The following is a 14939-nucleotide window of genomic DNA, read 5'->3' as shown; positions in this document are numbered from 1 at the left end:
CGCCCGTGGTGCGGACTCACAGTCGCTTGACCCCCTTGATCCGTCCGGCGCGGGAGGCGCGGTTGCGGGCGGCCTTGACGCGCAGTCCGCCGCGCTGGCCGCCGATCCGCAGTCCGGTGCCGGAGGCGAGCCAGCCCGCGGCCACGTCGCCGCCGGAGGAGTCGGCGAGCGGGTCGTTCACCGTGCGTCTGGCGATCGCCATGACCAGCGGCACGACGAAGGGGGCGAGGAGCAGGTCGTACACGGCCGCGGTGAACAGCAGGCTGCCGAGACCGACATGACGGGCCGCCGTGTCCCCGACGAGCGCGCCGACCATTGCGTACAGCAGGGTCGAGCCGATCGCCGCGGCGACCACCCCGATCATCGGGACCATCGCCGACTTCAGCTGCCCGTTCTCCGGCTTCGCCAGTCCGGCGAGGTAGCCGATGACGCACAGGACCAGTGCGTAGCGTCCGGCCGCGTGGTCCGCGGGCGGCGCCAGGTCGGCGAGGAGTCCCGCGCCGAAGCCGATGAGGGCGCCGCTGACGTGCCCGTACACGAAGGCGAGGGCGAGGACGACGAGGAGCAGCAGGTCGGGCACCGCGCCGGGGAGCTGGAGGCGGGCGAGCACGGAGACCTGGACGACGAGGGCGACGACGACCAGGACGGTGGAGAGCAGAATCCGGTTCAGACGCATGGGAATCAGCTCTACCTCTGCTCGTTGACCGCGTTGCCGGCGTTCGGTGTGGCGTCCGGACTGCCGCTGGGGTCCGGGCTCTCGTGGATGTTCCCGACCACGTTTCCCTCGGTGTCGACGATGTCGCCGTTGGGCGAGATGGTGACGGTGACCGTGGGCGTGGGCTTCGGCTTCGCGGGCTTGGCGGGCTGCTTCGGCAGGACCATGTCGCGGGGGTCCTCGCGCGGGGCCTGGACGACGACGCCGACGATGTCGAGCTTGGTGAAGCCGACGTACGGGCGGACGTAGACGGTACGGGTCAGGCCGCCGCCGGACGGGTCGACGCGGACGACCTCGCCGACCGGGACGCCTGGCACGAAGGGCTTGTCCTTGCTGGAGCCGAAGGTGACCAGCCGGTCGCCCTTCTTCACCTTGGCCTTGCCGTTGAGGAACTGGACGGACAGCGGCTGGGAGCCCTGGCCGGTGGCGAAGCCCAGTTCGTCGGTCTTCTCCATGCGGGTGCCGACCGTGAAGTCGGGGTCGTTGGCGAGGAGCACCGTGGCGGTGTCCGGGCCGACGGTGGTGACCCGGCCGACCAGGCCGTCACCGTTGATGACCGTCATGTCGCGCTTGATTCCGTCGCTGGAACCCGCGTCGATGGTGACCGTCCAGGAGAAGCCCTGGGCCGCTCCTATGGCGATGACCTCGGCGCCCTTGATGCCGTACTGGCCGGCGGCCGACTTCTTCAGCATCCGGTCCAGCTCGCGGACCCGGCTGCGGTTGCGGTCGTCGCTGCCGAGCTTCGTCTTGAGCGCGGCGTTCTGCTGTTCCAGCTGGGCGATCCGGTTGTGCCGTTCACCGGAGTCGCGTACCGCCCCTATGGCGTTGCCCACCGGGTCGACGGCTGCCGCGACGCCGTTCTCCACCGGCCCGAAGGCCGCTGCGGCGGCCCGCCGGGCGCCGTCCACCGGTGACTCCTCGCCCCCGCGGATGTCCACCGTGATCAATGCGAATGCGATGGCGATCAGCAGCACCAGGAGCAGCCGGCTCTCTCGTGTGTCCCTCACGTGCGGCGGCCGTGCCTTCCTCGTCGGAATGTTCGTGCCTGTATGTCAACGACCGGCCGTACGGAACGGCAGTGTTCCGTACGGCGGACCGATTGTGTTGTTCACCTGCGGAGTTGCTCACCTGCGGGGCTGGGCGTCCAGCACCTGCTGGAGCGCCTCGAACTCCTCGACGCACTTGCCGGATCCGAGCGCCACCGAGTCCAGCGGGTCCTCCGCGATGTGGATCGGCATGCCGGTCTCGCGGCGCAGCCGCTCGTCCAGTCCGCGCAGCAGCGCGCCGCCGCCGGTGAGGACGATGCCGCGGTCCATGACGTCGCCGGAGAGCTCCGGCGGGCACTTGTCGAGCGTGGTCTTCACGGCGTCGACGATCGCGTTGACCGGCTCCTCGATGGCCTTGCGGACCTCGGCGGCCGAGATGACCACGGTCTTGGGCAGCCCGGAGACCAGGTCGCGGCCGCGGATCTCGGTGTGCTCGTCCTTGTCCATGTCGTACGCCGAACCGATGGTGATCTTGATCTGTTCGGCGGTGCGCTCGCCGAGGAGGAGCGAGTACTCCTTCTTGACGTGCTGGATGATCGCGTTGTCCAGTTCGTCGCCCGCGACGCGGATCGACTGGGCAGTGACGATTCCGCCCAGCGAGATGACCGCGACCTCGGTGGTGCCGCCACCGATGTCGACGACCATGTTGCCGGTGGCCTCGTGGACCGGCAGTCCGGAACCGATGGCCGCGGCCATGGGCTCCTCGATGATGTGCACCTGGCGCGCACCGGCCTGCGTCGACGCCTCGATGACGGCGCGTCGCTCGACCCCGGTGATGCCGGAGGGCACGCAGACGACGACCCGCGGTCGGGCCAGGTAGCGACGCTTGTGGATCTTCAGGATGAAGTAGCGGAGCATCCGCTCGGTGATCTCGAAGTCGGCGATCACGCCGTCCTTCAGGGGCCGTACGGCAACGATGTTGCCCGGTGTACGCCCGATCATCTTCTTGGCCTCGGAGCCGACCGCCAGGATGCCGCCGGTGTTGGTGTTGATGGCCACGACGGACGGCTCGTTCAGAACGATGCCGCGCCCCCTGACGTACACCAGCGTGTTGGCAGTCCCGAGGTCGATAGCCATGTCACGGCCGATGAACGACATTGATTTCCCCTTGTTCCCCATTGAGGATGCGTCGGGCCTTCCGAGAAAGCGATGTGGCTTGTTCTGGACGGCGAGGTGAGCGCTGTGGGCGTGGAAGATTCCATCGTAGTGCCGTATTGACGGACACCGCGCGAGGGTCCTTCGCCATTGTGGGCGGAACGGGTGGCCGTTCCACTCATGGTGACGTCACGTCGGAGGGATGCGTTCCCGCGATCTCGGACCCTATACCGAAGGGCGACCGAATTACTTCGGTCGCCCCAGGTCATGAGCGCTGTTCGGCTGATCGCGGATCAGACGATTCCGGGGAAGAAGAGCTTCAGTTCCCGCTCCGCGGACTCCTCGGAGTCCGAGGCGTGGATGAGGTTCTCCCGGGTGATGGTGCCGAAGTCACCCCGGATGGATCCGGGCGCGGCGGCGATCGGGTCGGTGGGGCCGGCCAGCGTACGGATGCCCTCGATGACCCGCTCGCCCTCGGCGACCAGCGCCACGATCGGGCCGGACTGCATGAACTCGACGAGCGGCTCGTAGAACGGGCGGCCGACGTGCTCGGCGTAGTGCTGCTCCAGCGTGGCGCGGTCGAGGGTGCGCAGCTCCAGTGCGGTGATCCGCCATCCGGCCTTGCGCTCGATCCGCCCGACGATCTCGCCGACCAGTCCGCGCCGGACCGCGTCGGGCTTGAGGAGAACGAGGGTGCGCTGGGTCATGGTGTGCGGCTCCTTGCAGGCATGCGGGTGCGGTGAACCGAGGCTACAGGGGTACGGGGGCGGCCCGGCGGCCGGGTTTGGCCACCGGGCACCGGGTCAGCCGCCGGCGGGGGCCCCGGTCGCCTCCTGCGCGGCCGCCCAGCGGGCCTTCGCCTCGTCGATCTTGCGGCCGTAGTGCACCGAGGCCCACCACAGCCCGGCGAAGACCACGCCGAGGATGAACATCATCGGGACGACGAAGCCGCTCAGCACCAGGGCGATCTGCAGCGCCCAGCCGAGCTGCACCCCGCCGGGACGGGTGACCGCCCCGCAGAGCAGCACGGACAGCAGCATCCCGATGCCGCAGACGGTCCAGACGGTGGCACCGGTCAGGTCGTCGGACTTCATCGCGACGAGTCCGGCGAAGCCGATCACGAAGAACTCGCTGATCAGCGTGGATGCACAGAGCGTACGCATGCGGTCAGCGCCTTCCCAGAAGCAGCCGGGCCTCGCCGACCGTGATCACGGAACCGGTCACCAGCACCCCGGCGCCCGCGTACTCGTCCTCCTCCTCGGCGAGGGTGATCGCCGCCTCCAGGGCGTCGTCCAGGCGCGGCTCCACCTGGACGCGGTCCTCGCCGAAGACCTCGACCGCGACGGCGGCCAGTGCGTCGGCGTCCATCGCGCGGGCGGTGGAATTCTGCGTGACGACGACCTCGGCGAAGATCGGCTCGAAGGCTTCGAGGAGCCCCTTGACGTCCTTGTCGCCGCTGGCGCCGACCACACCGATCAGCCGGGAGAAGCCGAACGCCTCGGAGAGGCCGTCGGCGGTGGCGCGGGCGCCCGCCGGGTTGTGCGCCGCGTCCAGGACGACGGTGGGGCTGGAGCGGACGACTTCGAGGCGGCCCGGGGAGATCACCGAGGCGAACGCCCGGCGGACCGTGTCGGCGTCGAGTGAACCGGGCCGCTCGGCACCGATCCCGAAGAACGCCTCCACCGCGGAGAGCGCCACCGCCGCGTTGTGCGCCTGGTGGGCGCCGTACAGCGGGAGGAAGATCTCCTCATACTCGCCACCGAGGCCGCGCAGCGTCAGCAGCTGGCCGCCGACCGCGATCTCGCGGTGGACGACGCCGAACTCCATGCCCTCGCGGGCGACCGTGGCGTCGACCTCGACGGCCTTCTTCAGCATGACCTGCGCGGCGTCCACCGGCTGCTGGGCCAGGATGACCGTGGCGCCCTGCTTGATGATCCCGGACTTCTCACCGGCGATCTCGGCGGGGGTGGTGCCGAGCCGGTCGGTGTGGTCCAGCGAGATGGGGGTGACGACGGCGACCGAGGAGTCGATGACGTTGGTCGCGTCCCAGCTGCCGCCCATGCCGACCTCGACCACCGCGACGTCGACCGGTGCGTCGGCGAAGGCCGCGTAGGCCATGCCCGTCAGCACCTCGAAGAAGGACAGCCGGTAGGGCTGCTGGGCGTCGACCATCTCGATGTATGGCTTGATGTCCTGGTACGCCTCGATGAACCGCTCGGGGTCGATCGGGGAGCCGTCCAGGCTGATCCGCTCGGTGATCGACTGGACGTGCGGCGAGGTGTAGCGGCCGGTGCGCAGGTCGAAGGCGCCGAGCAGCGCCTCGATCATGCGGGCCGTGCTCGTCTTGCCGTTGGTCCCGGTGATGTGGATCGAGGGGTACGCGCGCTGGGGCTCGCCGAGCACGTCCATCAGCGCGGCGATGCGCGCGACGGACGGCTCCAGCTTGGTCTCGCCCCAGCGTCCGGCGAGCTCCTGCTCCACGGCGCGCAGCGCCTTGTCCACCTCGGGGTCGGCGGGGCGGGCCGGGACCTCGTCGCCCTGCGGGGGTCCGGAGCGGGTGCGCAGCGTGCGGCTCCCGGCCTCGATCACCGCCAGGTCGGGGTCGCGCTGGGTCTCTTCGTCGACGATCTCCGCGAAGGTCTCGTCGGGATCGGAGTCGTCGTGCCGGTCGGAAGGGCGGGGCTCACTCACGGGGCCAGTCTACGGATGGGCACGGACATCGCGCGCAGCGCCCGGTGGCGGGCCCGGTTCACCCATGCGGGAAGCGCCGTCGGCATGTCGCGCCGGGCGGGCACATGGCGGAGGCGTGCGCCCCCGGCTGCTGATCCAGACCGCTGATCCCGATCGCCGCACCCGGCGGCGGAGGCTGCGCGCGGCCGCGACGGCCGGGCGAAGGCGCGGCGCGACGCGGAGCCGGTGGCCGCGGGCCCGGTGGCGCCGGAGACCTGATGTACCGGGCGGCCGTCGCACGGGCGGTCCCGCCGTACGCGGAAAGGGCGGAGCCCCCGTGCCCCTGGTCGGTCAGGGGCACGGGGGCTCCGTGCTCAGGTGATCAGCTCTGCGGCAGACTCGCCAGCTGACCGGCGATCCGCTCGATGTCGGCCTCGGCCTTGGCGAGCCGGCCGCGGATCTTGTCGACCACGTTGTCCGGGGCCTTGCCGAGGAACGCCTCGTTGGAGAGCTTGCCGAGGGCCTGGGCCTTCTCCTTCTCGGCGGCGCCCAGGTCCTTCGTCAGGCGCTTGCGCTCGGCCTCGACGTCGATGGTGCCGGAGAGGTCGAGGGCGACCGTGGCCCCCGCGACGGGCAGCGACGCGGTGGCGTGGAAGCCCTCCTCGGCGGGCTGGAGACGCAGCAGCTGGCGGATGGCCGCCTCGTGCGGGGCGAGCGGCGTGCCGGTCAGGGTGAGCTCGGCCGGGACCTTCTGGCCGGGCTGCAGGCCCTGGTCGGAGCGGAACCGGCGGACTTCGGTGACGACCTGCTGGACGAGCGCGATCTCCTGCTCGGCCGCGTCGTCGCGGAAGCCCGAGTCGGTGGGCCAGTCGGCGATGACGACGGACTCCCGGCCGGTGAGCGCGGTCCAGAGCGTCTCCGTGACGAACGGGACGACCGGGTGCAGCAGGCGCAGCATCACGTCGAGGACCTCGCCGAGGACCCGGCCCGACACCTCGGCCGGACGGCCGCCCGCGAAGAACGTGGTCTTGGACAGCTCGACGTACCAGTCGAAGACCTCGTCCCAGGCGAAGTGCCGCAGCGCCTCGCTGAGCTTGGAGAACTGGAAGTCGTCGTAGTACGCGTCGACTTCGGCGACGGTCCTGTTGAGGCGGGACAGGATCCAGCGGTCGGTCACCGACATCTCGTCGGCGGACGGCAGCTCGCCCTCGATCGTGGCGCCGTTCATCAGGGCGAAGCGGGTGGCGTTCCAGATCTTGTTGGAGAACTTGGCGGAGCCCTGGACCCACTCCTCGCCGATCGGGACGTCGACACCGGGGTTGGCACCGCGCGCCAGGGTGAAGCGGAGCGCGTCGGAGCCGTACTTGTCCATCCAGTCCAGCGGGTTGACGACATTGCCGAAGGACTTCGACATCTTCTTGCCGTGCTCGTCGCGGACCATGCCGTGCAGGACGATGGTCCCGAAGGGCGGGACGCCCTCGTTGACGTACAGGCCGAACATCATCATCCGGGCGACCCAGAAGAAGAGGATGTCGTAGCCGGTGACCAGGACCGAGTTCGGGTAGAACTTCGCGAGGCTGTCGGTCTGTTCGGGCCAGCCGAGCGTGGAGAACGGCCACAGGCCGGAGGAGAACCAGGTGTCCAGGACGTCGCTGTCCTGCGTCCAGCCCTCGCCGGTGGGGGCCTCGTCGTCCGGTCCGACGCAGACGACCTCGCCGTTGGGCCCGTACCAGACGGGGATGCGGTGGCCCCACCAGAGCTGGCGCGAGATCGTCCAGTCGTGGAGGTTGTCGACCCAGTCGAAGTACCGCTTCTCCATCTCCTGCGGGTGGATCTTGACCTTGCCGTCGCGGACGGCGTCACCGGCCGCCTTGGCGAGCGGGGCGACCTTGACCCACCACTGGAGGGAGAGGCGCGGCTCGATGGTGGTCTTGCAGCGCGAGCAGTGGCCGACGGAGTGGACGTACGGACGCTTCTCGGCGACGATCCGGCCCTCGGCGCGCAGCGCGCCGACGATCGCGGAGCGGGCCTCCAGCCGGTCCAGACCCTCGAACGGGCCGGGGACGGTGATGACCGCACGCTCGTCCATGACCGTGAGGAACGGCAGGTCGTGGCGCTTGCCGATCTCGAAGTCGTTCGGGTCGTGGGCGGGGGTGACCTTGACGGCACCGGTGCCGAACTCCGGGTCGACGTGGTGGTCGGCGACGACGGGGATCGTGCGGTCGGTCAGCGGCAGCTTGATCTGCTTGCCGACGAGGTGCTTGTAGCGCTCGTCGTCGGGGTGGACGGCGACGGCGGTGTCACCGAGCATCGTCTCGGCGCGGGTCGTCGCGACGACGATGGTGTCGTCGCCCTCCCCGTACGTCATGGAGACGAGCTCGCCGTCGTCGTCCTGGTACTCGACCTCGATGTCCGAGATCGCGGTCAGACAGCGCGGGCACCAGTTGATGATGCGCTCGGCGCGGTAGATCAGACCGTCGTCGTACATCCGCTTGAAGATGGTCTGGACGGCGGTGGACAGGCCCTCGTCCATGGTGAAGCGCTCGCGGGACCAGGCGACGCCCTCGCCGAGCCGGCGCATCTGGCCGGAGATCTGGCCGCCGGACTCGTTCTTCCACTTCCAGACGCGTTCGACGAAGGCCTCGCGGCCCAGGTCGTGGCGGGACTTGCCCTCCTTGCCGAGCTCGCGCTCGACGACGTTCTGGGTGGCGATGCCGGCGTGGTCCATGCCGGGCTGGTAGAGCGCCTCGAAGCCCTGCATGCGCTTGCGGCGGACGAGGGCGTCGATCAGCGTGTGCTCGAAGGCGTGCCCGAGGTGCAGGCTGCCCGTGACGTTCGGCGGCGGGATGACGATGGAGTACGGCGGCTTCTCGCTGTGCTCGTCGGCTTCGAAGTAACCCCGCTCCACCCAGCGCTCGTACAGCTTCCCCTCTACCTCGGCCGGTGTGTACTGGGTCGGCAGTTCGGGGTTGCTGGCTGGCGTCTGCTGAGTCTTCTCGGTCACGGGGGACAGTTTAGGGCCGTCACAGTCATGCACTGAAACCGGTTTGTTGAGTAACGGTGTGACTCCCGGTGCTCCATCCGGGCGAGCCGTCCGCCAGGATGTTCGGAACGCATAAGCATTCCGATGAGCTTTTCCGAACAGGGGACACCGCAGATGAGCTACAACCAGCCGGGACCGTACGGCGGCCAGCCGCCCCAGGGCCAGCCCGGACCCTACGGTGGCCCGCCCCAGGGCCAGCCGGGACCGTACGGCCAGCAGCAGCCGCAGGGCCAGCCCGGTCCGCAGGGCCAGCCCGGCCCGTACGGTCAGCAGCCGGGCCCGTACGGCCAGCAGCCCCCGCAGGGCCAGCCCGGCTACGGCTATCCCCAGCAGGCTCCCCAGGGTGTCCCGCCCCAGCAGCAGCCCCAGCCGGGCTACGGCTACCCCCAGGCCCAGCAGCCCGGCCCCTACGGCCAGCAGCCGCCCACTCCCCCGTACGGCGGCCAGCCCGCCTACGGCACGATGCCGATGCCCCCGGCCGAGCCGAAGAAGAAGACCGGCCTGATCGTCGTCGGCGCCGTCGTGGCGCTGGCGGTCGTCGCGGGCGGCGTGTACTTCCTGACATCGGGCGGTGCCAGCAACAGCGATGTGGCGGACTCCACCAAGGGGTACAAGCTGACGCCGGCTGCCACGCTGAACGGCTACAAGAAGGACAGCAGCACGCCGTCGACGTCGAGGCCGGTGACGGGCGACACCAAGAAGGAAGCCGAAGCGCTGGGAATCAAGGACCCCCAGAACGTGAGGGCCCAGTACATGTCGGGTTCCAAGAACAACCCGATCAGCAACAAGGTCGTGACGTTTTCGGGGATCTGGGGAGATGTCACCGACCCGGCGAAGGTCATCGACAGCGCCTTCGTCAATACCGAGGCGGAGCTGAAGAAGAGCAAGGAGGGCATGAACGTCGAGCTCGTCGGCAGCGCCAAGGCCGTGACACCGTCCGGATTCCAGGGTGCGCTGATGAAGTGCCAGGACCTGAAGGTGCTCAACGAGAGCGGCGACGGAACGGCTGACAAGGGCCCGAAGGAGTTCGTGATTCCCGTCTGCGTCTGGGCGGACTACAGCACGGTCGGTACGGTCAACGGCATCGACGCGGCGCTCGCCCTGGCGGGCAAGGGCATGGCCCAGGATGATGTGGCCGCCCTGGCCGCCGAGCTCTACAACACCTCCCGCACCAAGATCTGATCGGACCGCGCATACGGAAAAGGGGCGCCCGGCCGGGCGCCCCGTTTCCGTATGCGCATCGCTACGCGGACTTCTCGTGCCGCCCGCCGTCGCCCTTGCCGATCGTCCGCGGCTCGCGCGGGACCAGGGTCGGGTTCACGTTGTTGCGGACGACGTCGGCCGTGATGACGACGCGGGCGACGTCCTTGCGCGACGGCACCTCGTACATCACGGACTGGAGGACCTCCTCCATGATGGCCCGCAGACCCCGCGCGCCGGTGCCGCGCAGGATCGCCTGGTCGGCGATGGCCTCCAGGGCCGGGCGGTCGAAGTCCAGCTCGACGCCGTCGAGTTCGAACAGCCGCTGGTACTGCTTCACCAGCGCGTTGCGCGGCTCTACCAGGATCTGCAGCAGCGCCTCGCGGTCCAGGTTGTGGACCGAGGTCAGGACGGGCAGCCGGCCGATGAACTCCGGGATCATCCCGAACTTCACCAGGTCCTCCGGCATGACCTCCTGGAACTGGTCGCTCGCCTCGATCTCCCGCTTCGAGCGGATCGTGGCGCCGAAGCCGATGCCCTTGGCACCCGCCCGGGACTCGATGATCCGCTCCAGACCGGAGAAGGCACCGCCCACGATGAACAGCACGTTCGTCGTGTCGATCTGGATGAACTCCTGGTGCGGGTGCTTCCGGCCGCCCTGCGGCGGTACGGAGGCGGTGGTGCCCTCCAGGATCTTCAGCAGGGCCTGCTGGACCCCCTCGCCGGAGACATCGCGGGTGATCGACGGGTTCTCGCTCTTGCGGGCGACCTTGTCGATCTCGTCGATGTAGATGATCCCGGTCTCGGCCTTCTTGACGTCGTAGTCCGCGGCCTGGATCAGCTTCAGCAGGATGTTCTCGACGTCCTCGCCGACATAGCCGGCCTCCGTCAGCGCCGTCGCGTCGGCGATGGCGAACGGGACGTTGAGCATGCGGGCCAGGGTCTGCGCGAGCAGCGTCTTGCCGGAGCCGGTGGGGCCCAGCAGCAGGATGTTGGACTTGGCCAGTTCGATGGCGTCGTCACGGCCCTGCGCGCCGCCGTTCTCGCCCGCCTGGACCCGCTTGTAGTGGTTGTACACAGCGACCGAGAGGGCCTTCTTCGCGGGCTCCTGCCCGACGACGTACCCCTCAAGGAACTCGTAGATCTCGCGCGGCTTGGGGAGTTCCTCCCACCGCACTTCGGAGGTCTCGGCGAGCTCCTCCTCGATGATCTCGTTACAGAGATCGATGCACTCGTCGCAGATGTACACACCGGGTCCCGCGATGAGCTTCTTCACCTGCTTCTGGCTCTTTCCGCAGAACGAGCACTTGAGCAGGTCGCCGCCATCACCGATGCGTGCCACGAGGTGCTTCCCCTTCGCCTGGGAGCAGCTTGGTTCAGCGGCTCCTGGTGCCTCTATCCGACGGTACCTTGCCTTGCCCCCCGTTCGGGCCCCCCTTGGCACGGTTCACACGGCAGAGACCGGGCGAACGTGGTGTGCCAAGGGGTGGAGGCGGACGTCAGGCGGACGCTCCGGCCGCGCTCTTGCGGGTCGACACGATCTGGTCGACGAGACCGTAGGCGAGGGCGTCCTCGGCGGTCAGGATCTTGTCGCGCTCGATGTCGTCGCGGATCTTCTCCAGCGGGGTGGTGGAGTGCTTGGCCAGCATCTCCTCCAGCTGGGTGCGCATCCGCAGGATCTCGTTGGCCGCGATCTCCAGGTCGGAGAGCTGCTCACGGCCGGTCTGCGAGGACGGCTGGTGGATCAGTACACGGGCGTTGGGCAGCGCCATCCGCTTGCCGGGCGTACCCGCGGCGAGCAGCACGGCGGCGGCGGAGGCCGCCTGGCCCATGCAGACCGTCTGGATGTCCGGCTTCACGAACTGCATCGTGTCGTAGATCGCGGTGAGCGCGGTGAACGAGCCGCCGGGGCTGTTGATGTAGATCGAGATGTCCCGGTCCGGGTCCATCGACTCCAGGCACAGCAGCTGCGCCATGACGTCGTTGGCGGAGGCGTCGTCGATCTGCACGCCGAGGAAGATCACGCGCTCCTCGAAGAGCTTCGCGTACGGGTCGTACTCACGCACGCCCTGCGAGGTGCGCTCCACGAAGCGCGGCACGATGTAGCGGTTGTCCACCTGCGGGCCGGTGTAGAGGCCGCTCGCGGAGGCGCCGGGGAAGTTGTTCATGTGGGTGTTCACCATCCTGGTGGCGTTCTGTGGCTGGGTGTCTCGGCGTACGAGAGGTGCGCGGGGCGGTGGGGCCTGCTCCGGTGACCGGATCAGGCGCCGGTGCCGCCGCCGCCCGGAACGCCCGATGCGATCGTGATGATCTCGTCGATGAGGCCGTACTCCTTGGCCTCCTCCGCGGTGTACCAGCGGTCGCGGTCGCCGTCGCGGATGATCGTCTCGACGGTCTGGCCGGAGTGACGGGCGGTGATCTCCGCCATCCGCTGCTTGGTGCGCAGCAGGTACTGGGCCTGGATCTTGATGTCCGAGGCCGTTCCGCCGATGCCGGCCGAACCCTGGTGCATGAGGATGTCGGTGTTCGGAAGCGCGAAGCGCTTGCCCGCGGTGCCGCCGGTGAGCAGGAACTGGCCCATCGAGGCCGCCATGCCCATACCGATCGTGACCACGTCGTTCGGGATGTACTGCATGGTGTCGTAGACCGCCATGCCGGCCGTCACCGAACCGCCGGGGCTGTTGATGTAGAGGTAGATGTCCTTCTCGGGCTCCGCGGCGAGAAGAAGCAGCTGCGCGGTGATCTTGTTGGCGATGTCATCGTCGACCTGCTGACCGAGGAAGATGATGCGCTCGCCGAGCAGCCGGCTGTAGACCTGGTCACCGAGGCCTCCACCGAGGGACGGCTCTCCGGCGGCGTAGGGCATCAGATTCGTCACGTATCCACCTGCTCGTCTCTGACGGCTCCGGCCGTCTCAGCGTCTTCGTACCGGGTGGGCGGGGGCTCCCCTGCCCTTCCTATTCATGGACCCTAACGCGCAGGTGGGACAACGCCATCCCGCTTCCGCAACTGTTCGCTGGGAGCGCAAGGTCCGCAGTCCGCACAAGGGTTGTGGGGCACCGTACGCCATACGGCGACGGGCTCCGGACGCACATGCGTCCGGAGCCCGTCGTTCGGGTTCAGCGCGAGGCTCAGGCCTCGTTCTTCTCCTCGGCGGACTCGGCGGCCTCGGTGGTGCCCTCGGCGGCCTCGACGGTCTCGATGGCCTCCTCCGCCACGTCCTCGTCGTCCTCCAGCTCGACGAGCTCACCGTTGGTGTCGACGACCTTGGCGGCCTCGACGACCACGGCCAGCGCCTTGCCGCGGGCGACCTCGCCGACGAGCATCGGCACCTGGCCGCCCTCGACGACGGCCTGGGCGAACTGGTCGGGGCTCATGCCGGAGGAAGCAGCGCGCCGCATGAGGTGCTCGGTGAGCTCCTCCTGGTTGACGTTCAGCTTCTCCTTGTTGACGATCTCGTCCAGGACGAACTGGGTCTTGATGCCCTTGACCGCCTGCTCGGACGTCTCGGCGTCGAACTCCTCGGCCGTCTTGCCCTGGATCTCCAGGTACTTGTCGAGGGTCAGGCCCATCTGGCCGAGCTGGTGGTGCTCCAGGTTGTGCTTGCGGGTCTGGACCTCGTCCGCGAGCAGCTTCTCCGGGATCGGGACCTCGGCGAGCTTGAGCAGCTCCTCCAGGACGCGCTCCTGGGCCTGGGTGGCCTGGTCGTACTGCTTGGTGCTCTCCAGGCGCTTGCGGCTGTCGGCCTTCAGCTCGTCGAGGGTGTCGAACTCGCTCGCCATCTGGGCGAACTCGTCGTCCAGCTCGGGGAGCTCGCGGGCGGCGACGGTGGCGACCTTGACGGTGACCTCGGCCTCCTTGCCCTCGGCGGAGCCGCCCTTCAGCTCGGAGGTGAAGGTGGCCTCGCCACCCGCCTCCAGGCCGGTGACGGCGGCGTCGATGCCGTCGAGGAGCTCTCCGGAACCGATGGTGTACGAGACACCCTCGGCCACGCCGTCCTCCAGGACCTCGCCGTCGACCTTGGCCTGCAGGTCGATCGTCACGACGTCGCCCTCGGCGGCGGCGCGCTCGACCGGGTTGGTGGAGGCGAAGCGCTCGCGGAGCTGCTCCACGGCCTTCTCGACGTCCTCGTCGCTGACCTCAAGGGCGTCGACGGTGACCTCGATGCCGGAGTAGTCCGGAATCTCGATCTCGGGGCGTACGTCAACCTCGGCGGTGAAGGCCAGCAGTTCGCCGTCCTTCAGCTCGGTGATGTCGACCTCGGGCTGACCGAGGACGTTCAGCTCACCCTCGTTGACGGCCTCGGTGTAGAACTTCGGAAGGGCGTCGTTGACGGCCTCCTCCAGCACCGCACCGCGGCCGAAACGCTGGTCGATGACCCGGGCGGGGATCTTGCCCTTGCGGAAGCCCTTCACCGTGACCTGCTGGTTGATCTTCTTGTACGCCGCGTCGAGGCTGTCCTTGAGCTCCTCGAAGGGCACCTCGACAGTGAGCCGAACCCGGGTCGGGTTCAGGGTCTCCACGGCGCTCTTCACGGTTCGGTCTCCTTGTGGCTGACTTCTTGGGGTTCTGCTCCACCGCACTGGAGGCGGCTTCGCGGACCGAGCCCGGTACATCAGACACACGGGCACGCATTTTGCATAGTAACGGCAAGGAGTCGGACTCCCACAATGCGATCTTGCCCGTGGTCTGCGATCTTGCGGGCGGTCCCTGATCCTGCTTGCGGTGGTCCCTGGATCTTGCCGGTGGTCGGGGTGGCCGGATTCGAACCGACGACCTTCCGCTCCCAAAGCGGACGCGCTACCAAGCTGCGCCACACCCCGTCGGTGCGACACGTAGGGTACATGCAGTCAGGCGGTGCATCGGCCGCTTTTCGCGGGCGTCACCGAACGCGACACCGGGTGGCCGCGATCGGGTGTGCGGGCAGCGCCCGCGACCCGCTACGATGCTTCACGTGCCGTCGGCCCCCCGGGCCTGCGGTGCGGCTTTGCGGGCGTAGCTCAATGGTAGAGCCCTAGTCTTCCAAACTAGCTACGCGGGTTCGATTCCCGTCGCCCGCTCCATGCTTGGGCCCGGTCCGGCGAATTCCTCGCCGGACCGGGCCTTTTGCGTTCCATATGCGCTTCGCCCGTGCGCGGTCCGCCGCCCGTGCCGGAGCGCGGGCGGCGGA

12 protein-coding genes and 2 tRNA genes are annotated in these 14939 nt (G+C 68.9%); 2 read left to right on the top strand and 12 right to left on the bottom strand.

Annotated elements, in window-relative coordinates; genetic code table 11:
* Window positions 1-16 precede the first annotated feature (16 nt).
* The 7 genes from mreD to AADR41_RS21715 form a co-directional block, all read right to left on the bottom strand.
* Window positions 17-676, bottom strand: a complete 660-nt coding sequence (gene mreD / locus AADR41_RS21745; RefSeq protein WP_342283054.1) for a rod shape-determining protein MreD — start codon at window positions 674-676, stop codon at window positions 17-19.
* 11 nt (window positions 677-687) lie between these two features.
* Window positions 688-1722 carry a rod shape-determining protein MreC gene (gene mreC / locus AADR41_RS21740; protein WP_342283053.1) on the bottom strand — a complete coding sequence of 345 codons (1035 nt, stop codon included), beginning with the start codon at window positions 1720-1722 and terminating at the stop codon, window positions 688-690.
* A 117-nt stretch (window positions 1723-1839) separates the two neighbouring features.
* Window positions 1840-2859 (bottom strand): rod shape-determining protein, encoded by a 1020-nt coding sequence (locus AADR41_RS21735; RefSeq protein WP_124717728.1) that lies wholly within the window; start codon window positions 2857-2859, stop codon window positions 1840-1842.
* A 290-nt stretch (window positions 2860-3149) separates the two neighbouring features.
* Window positions 3150-3563 (bottom strand): nucleoside-diphosphate kinase, encoded by a 414-nt coding sequence (gene ndk, locus AADR41_RS21730; protein ID WP_342283052.1) that lies wholly within the window; start codon window positions 3561-3563, stop codon window positions 3150-3152.
* Between the two features lie 96 nt (window positions 3564-3659).
* The gene (locus AADR41_RS21725) at window positions 3660-4019 is read right to left on the bottom strand and encodes a DUF4233 domain-containing protein (protein ID WP_342283051.1); all 360 of its coding nucleotides are present in this window, start codon (window positions 4017-4019) and stop codon (window positions 3660-3662) included.
* A gap of 4 nt (window positions 4020-4023) precedes the next feature.
* A complete protein-coding gene (gene folC, locus AADR41_RS21720) occupies window positions 4024-5547 on the bottom strand; it encodes a bifunctional tetrahydrofolate synthase/dihydrofolate synthase (protein WP_342283050.1) in 1524 nt (507 codons plus the stop codon).
* Window positions 5548-5908: 361 nt separating this feature from the next.
* On the bottom strand, window positions 5909-8530 hold the full coding sequence (locus AADR41_RS21715) for a valine--tRNA ligase (RefSeq protein WP_342283049.1): 2622 nt from the start codon (window positions 8528-8530) through the stop codon (window positions 5909-5911).
* A 153-nt stretch (window positions 8531-8683) separates the two neighbouring features.
* Here AADR41_RS21715 and AADR41_RS21710 point away from each other — a divergent pair, with 153 nt between their 5' ends.
* Window positions 8684-9751: a hypothetical protein gene (locus AADR41_RS21710; protein ID WP_342283073.1), complete on the top strand. Its 1068-nt coding sequence runs from the start codon at window positions 8684-8686 to the stop codon at window positions 9749-9751.
* A 61-nt stretch (window positions 9752-9812) separates the two neighbouring features.
* Here AADR41_RS21710 and clpX read toward each other — a convergent pair whose 3' ends face one another.
* The 5 genes from clpX to AADR41_RS21685 all read right to left on the bottom strand — a co-directional run bounded on the left by clpX (window position 9813) and on the right by AADR41_RS21685 (window position 14592).
* Window positions 9813-11111, bottom strand: a complete 1299-nt coding sequence (clpX, locus tag AADR41_RS21705) for an ATP-dependent Clp protease ATP-binding subunit ClpX (protein ID WP_072483632.1) — start codon at window positions 11109-11111, stop codon at window positions 9813-9815.
* Between the two features lie 157 nt (window positions 11112-11268).
* Window positions 11269-11952, bottom strand: a complete 684-nt coding sequence (locus AADR41_RS21700) for an ATP-dependent Clp protease proteolytic subunit (RefSeq protein ID WP_342283048.1) — start codon at window positions 11950-11952, stop codon at window positions 11269-11271.
* Window positions 11953-12029: 77 nt separating this feature from the next.
* Entirely contained in the window at window positions 12030-12635 is a 606-nt protein-coding gene (locus tag AADR41_RS21695) for an ATP-dependent Clp protease proteolytic subunit (protein WP_164495234.1), read from the bottom strand.
* 265 nt (window positions 12636-12900) lie between these two features.
* Window positions 12901-14304 carry a trigger factor gene (gene tig, locus AADR41_RS21690; protein ID WP_342283047.1) on the bottom strand — a complete coding sequence of 468 codons (1404 nt, stop codon included), beginning with the start codon at window positions 14302-14304 and terminating at the stop codon, window positions 12901-12903.
* A gap of 211 nt (window positions 14305-14515) precedes the next feature.
* A tRNA-Pro gene (locus AADR41_RS21685) sits at window positions 14516-14592 on the bottom strand.
* Window positions 14593-14758: 166 nt separating this feature from the next.
* Here AADR41_RS21685 and AADR41_RS21680 point away from each other — a divergent pair.
* Window positions 14759-14832 (top strand) — tRNA-Gly (locus AADR41_RS21680).
* The last annotated feature ends 107 nt before the right edge of the window (window positions 14833-14939 follow it).

The sequence above is a fragment of the Streptomyces sp. CLV115 genome (genome assembly GCF_038448545.1).
Classification (GTDB): domain Bacteria; phylum Actinomycetota; class Actinomycetes; order Streptomycetales; family Streptomycetaceae; genus Streptomyces; species Streptomyces sanglieri.
The sequence above is the reverse complement of the archived record's forward strand: the minus strand, read 5'-3'. Positions and strand labels throughout refer to the sequence as shown.

Coding starts and splice junctions, on each gene's coding strand:
- AADR41_RS21725 (WP_342283051.1), bottom strand. CDS start 4,019: ATGCGTACGCTCTGTGCATCCACGCTGATCAGCGAGTTCTTCGTGATC.
- ndk (WP_342283052.1), bottom strand. CDS start 3,563: ATGACCCAGCGCACCCTCGTTCTCCTCAAGCCCGACGCGGTCCGGCGC.
- AADR41_RS21710 (WP_342283073.1), top strand. CDS start 8,684: ATGAGCTACAACCAGCCGGGACCGTACGGCGGCCAGCCGCCCCAGGGC.
- AADR41_RS21695 (WP_164495234.1), bottom strand. CDS start 12,635: ATGCCCTACGCCGCCGGAGAGCCGTCCCTCGGTGGAGGCCTCGGTGAC.
- AADR41_RS21735 (WP_124717728.1), bottom strand. CDS start 2,859: ATGTCGTTCATCGGCCGTGACATGGCTATCGACCTCGGGACTGCCAAC.
- AADR41_RS21700 (WP_342283048.1), bottom strand. CDS start 11,952: ATGGTGAACACCCACATGAACAACTTCCCCGGCGCCTCCGCGAGCGGC.
- mreD (WP_342283054.1), bottom strand. CDS start 676: ATGCGTCTGAACCGGATTCTGCTCTCCACCGTCCTGGTCGTCGTCGCC.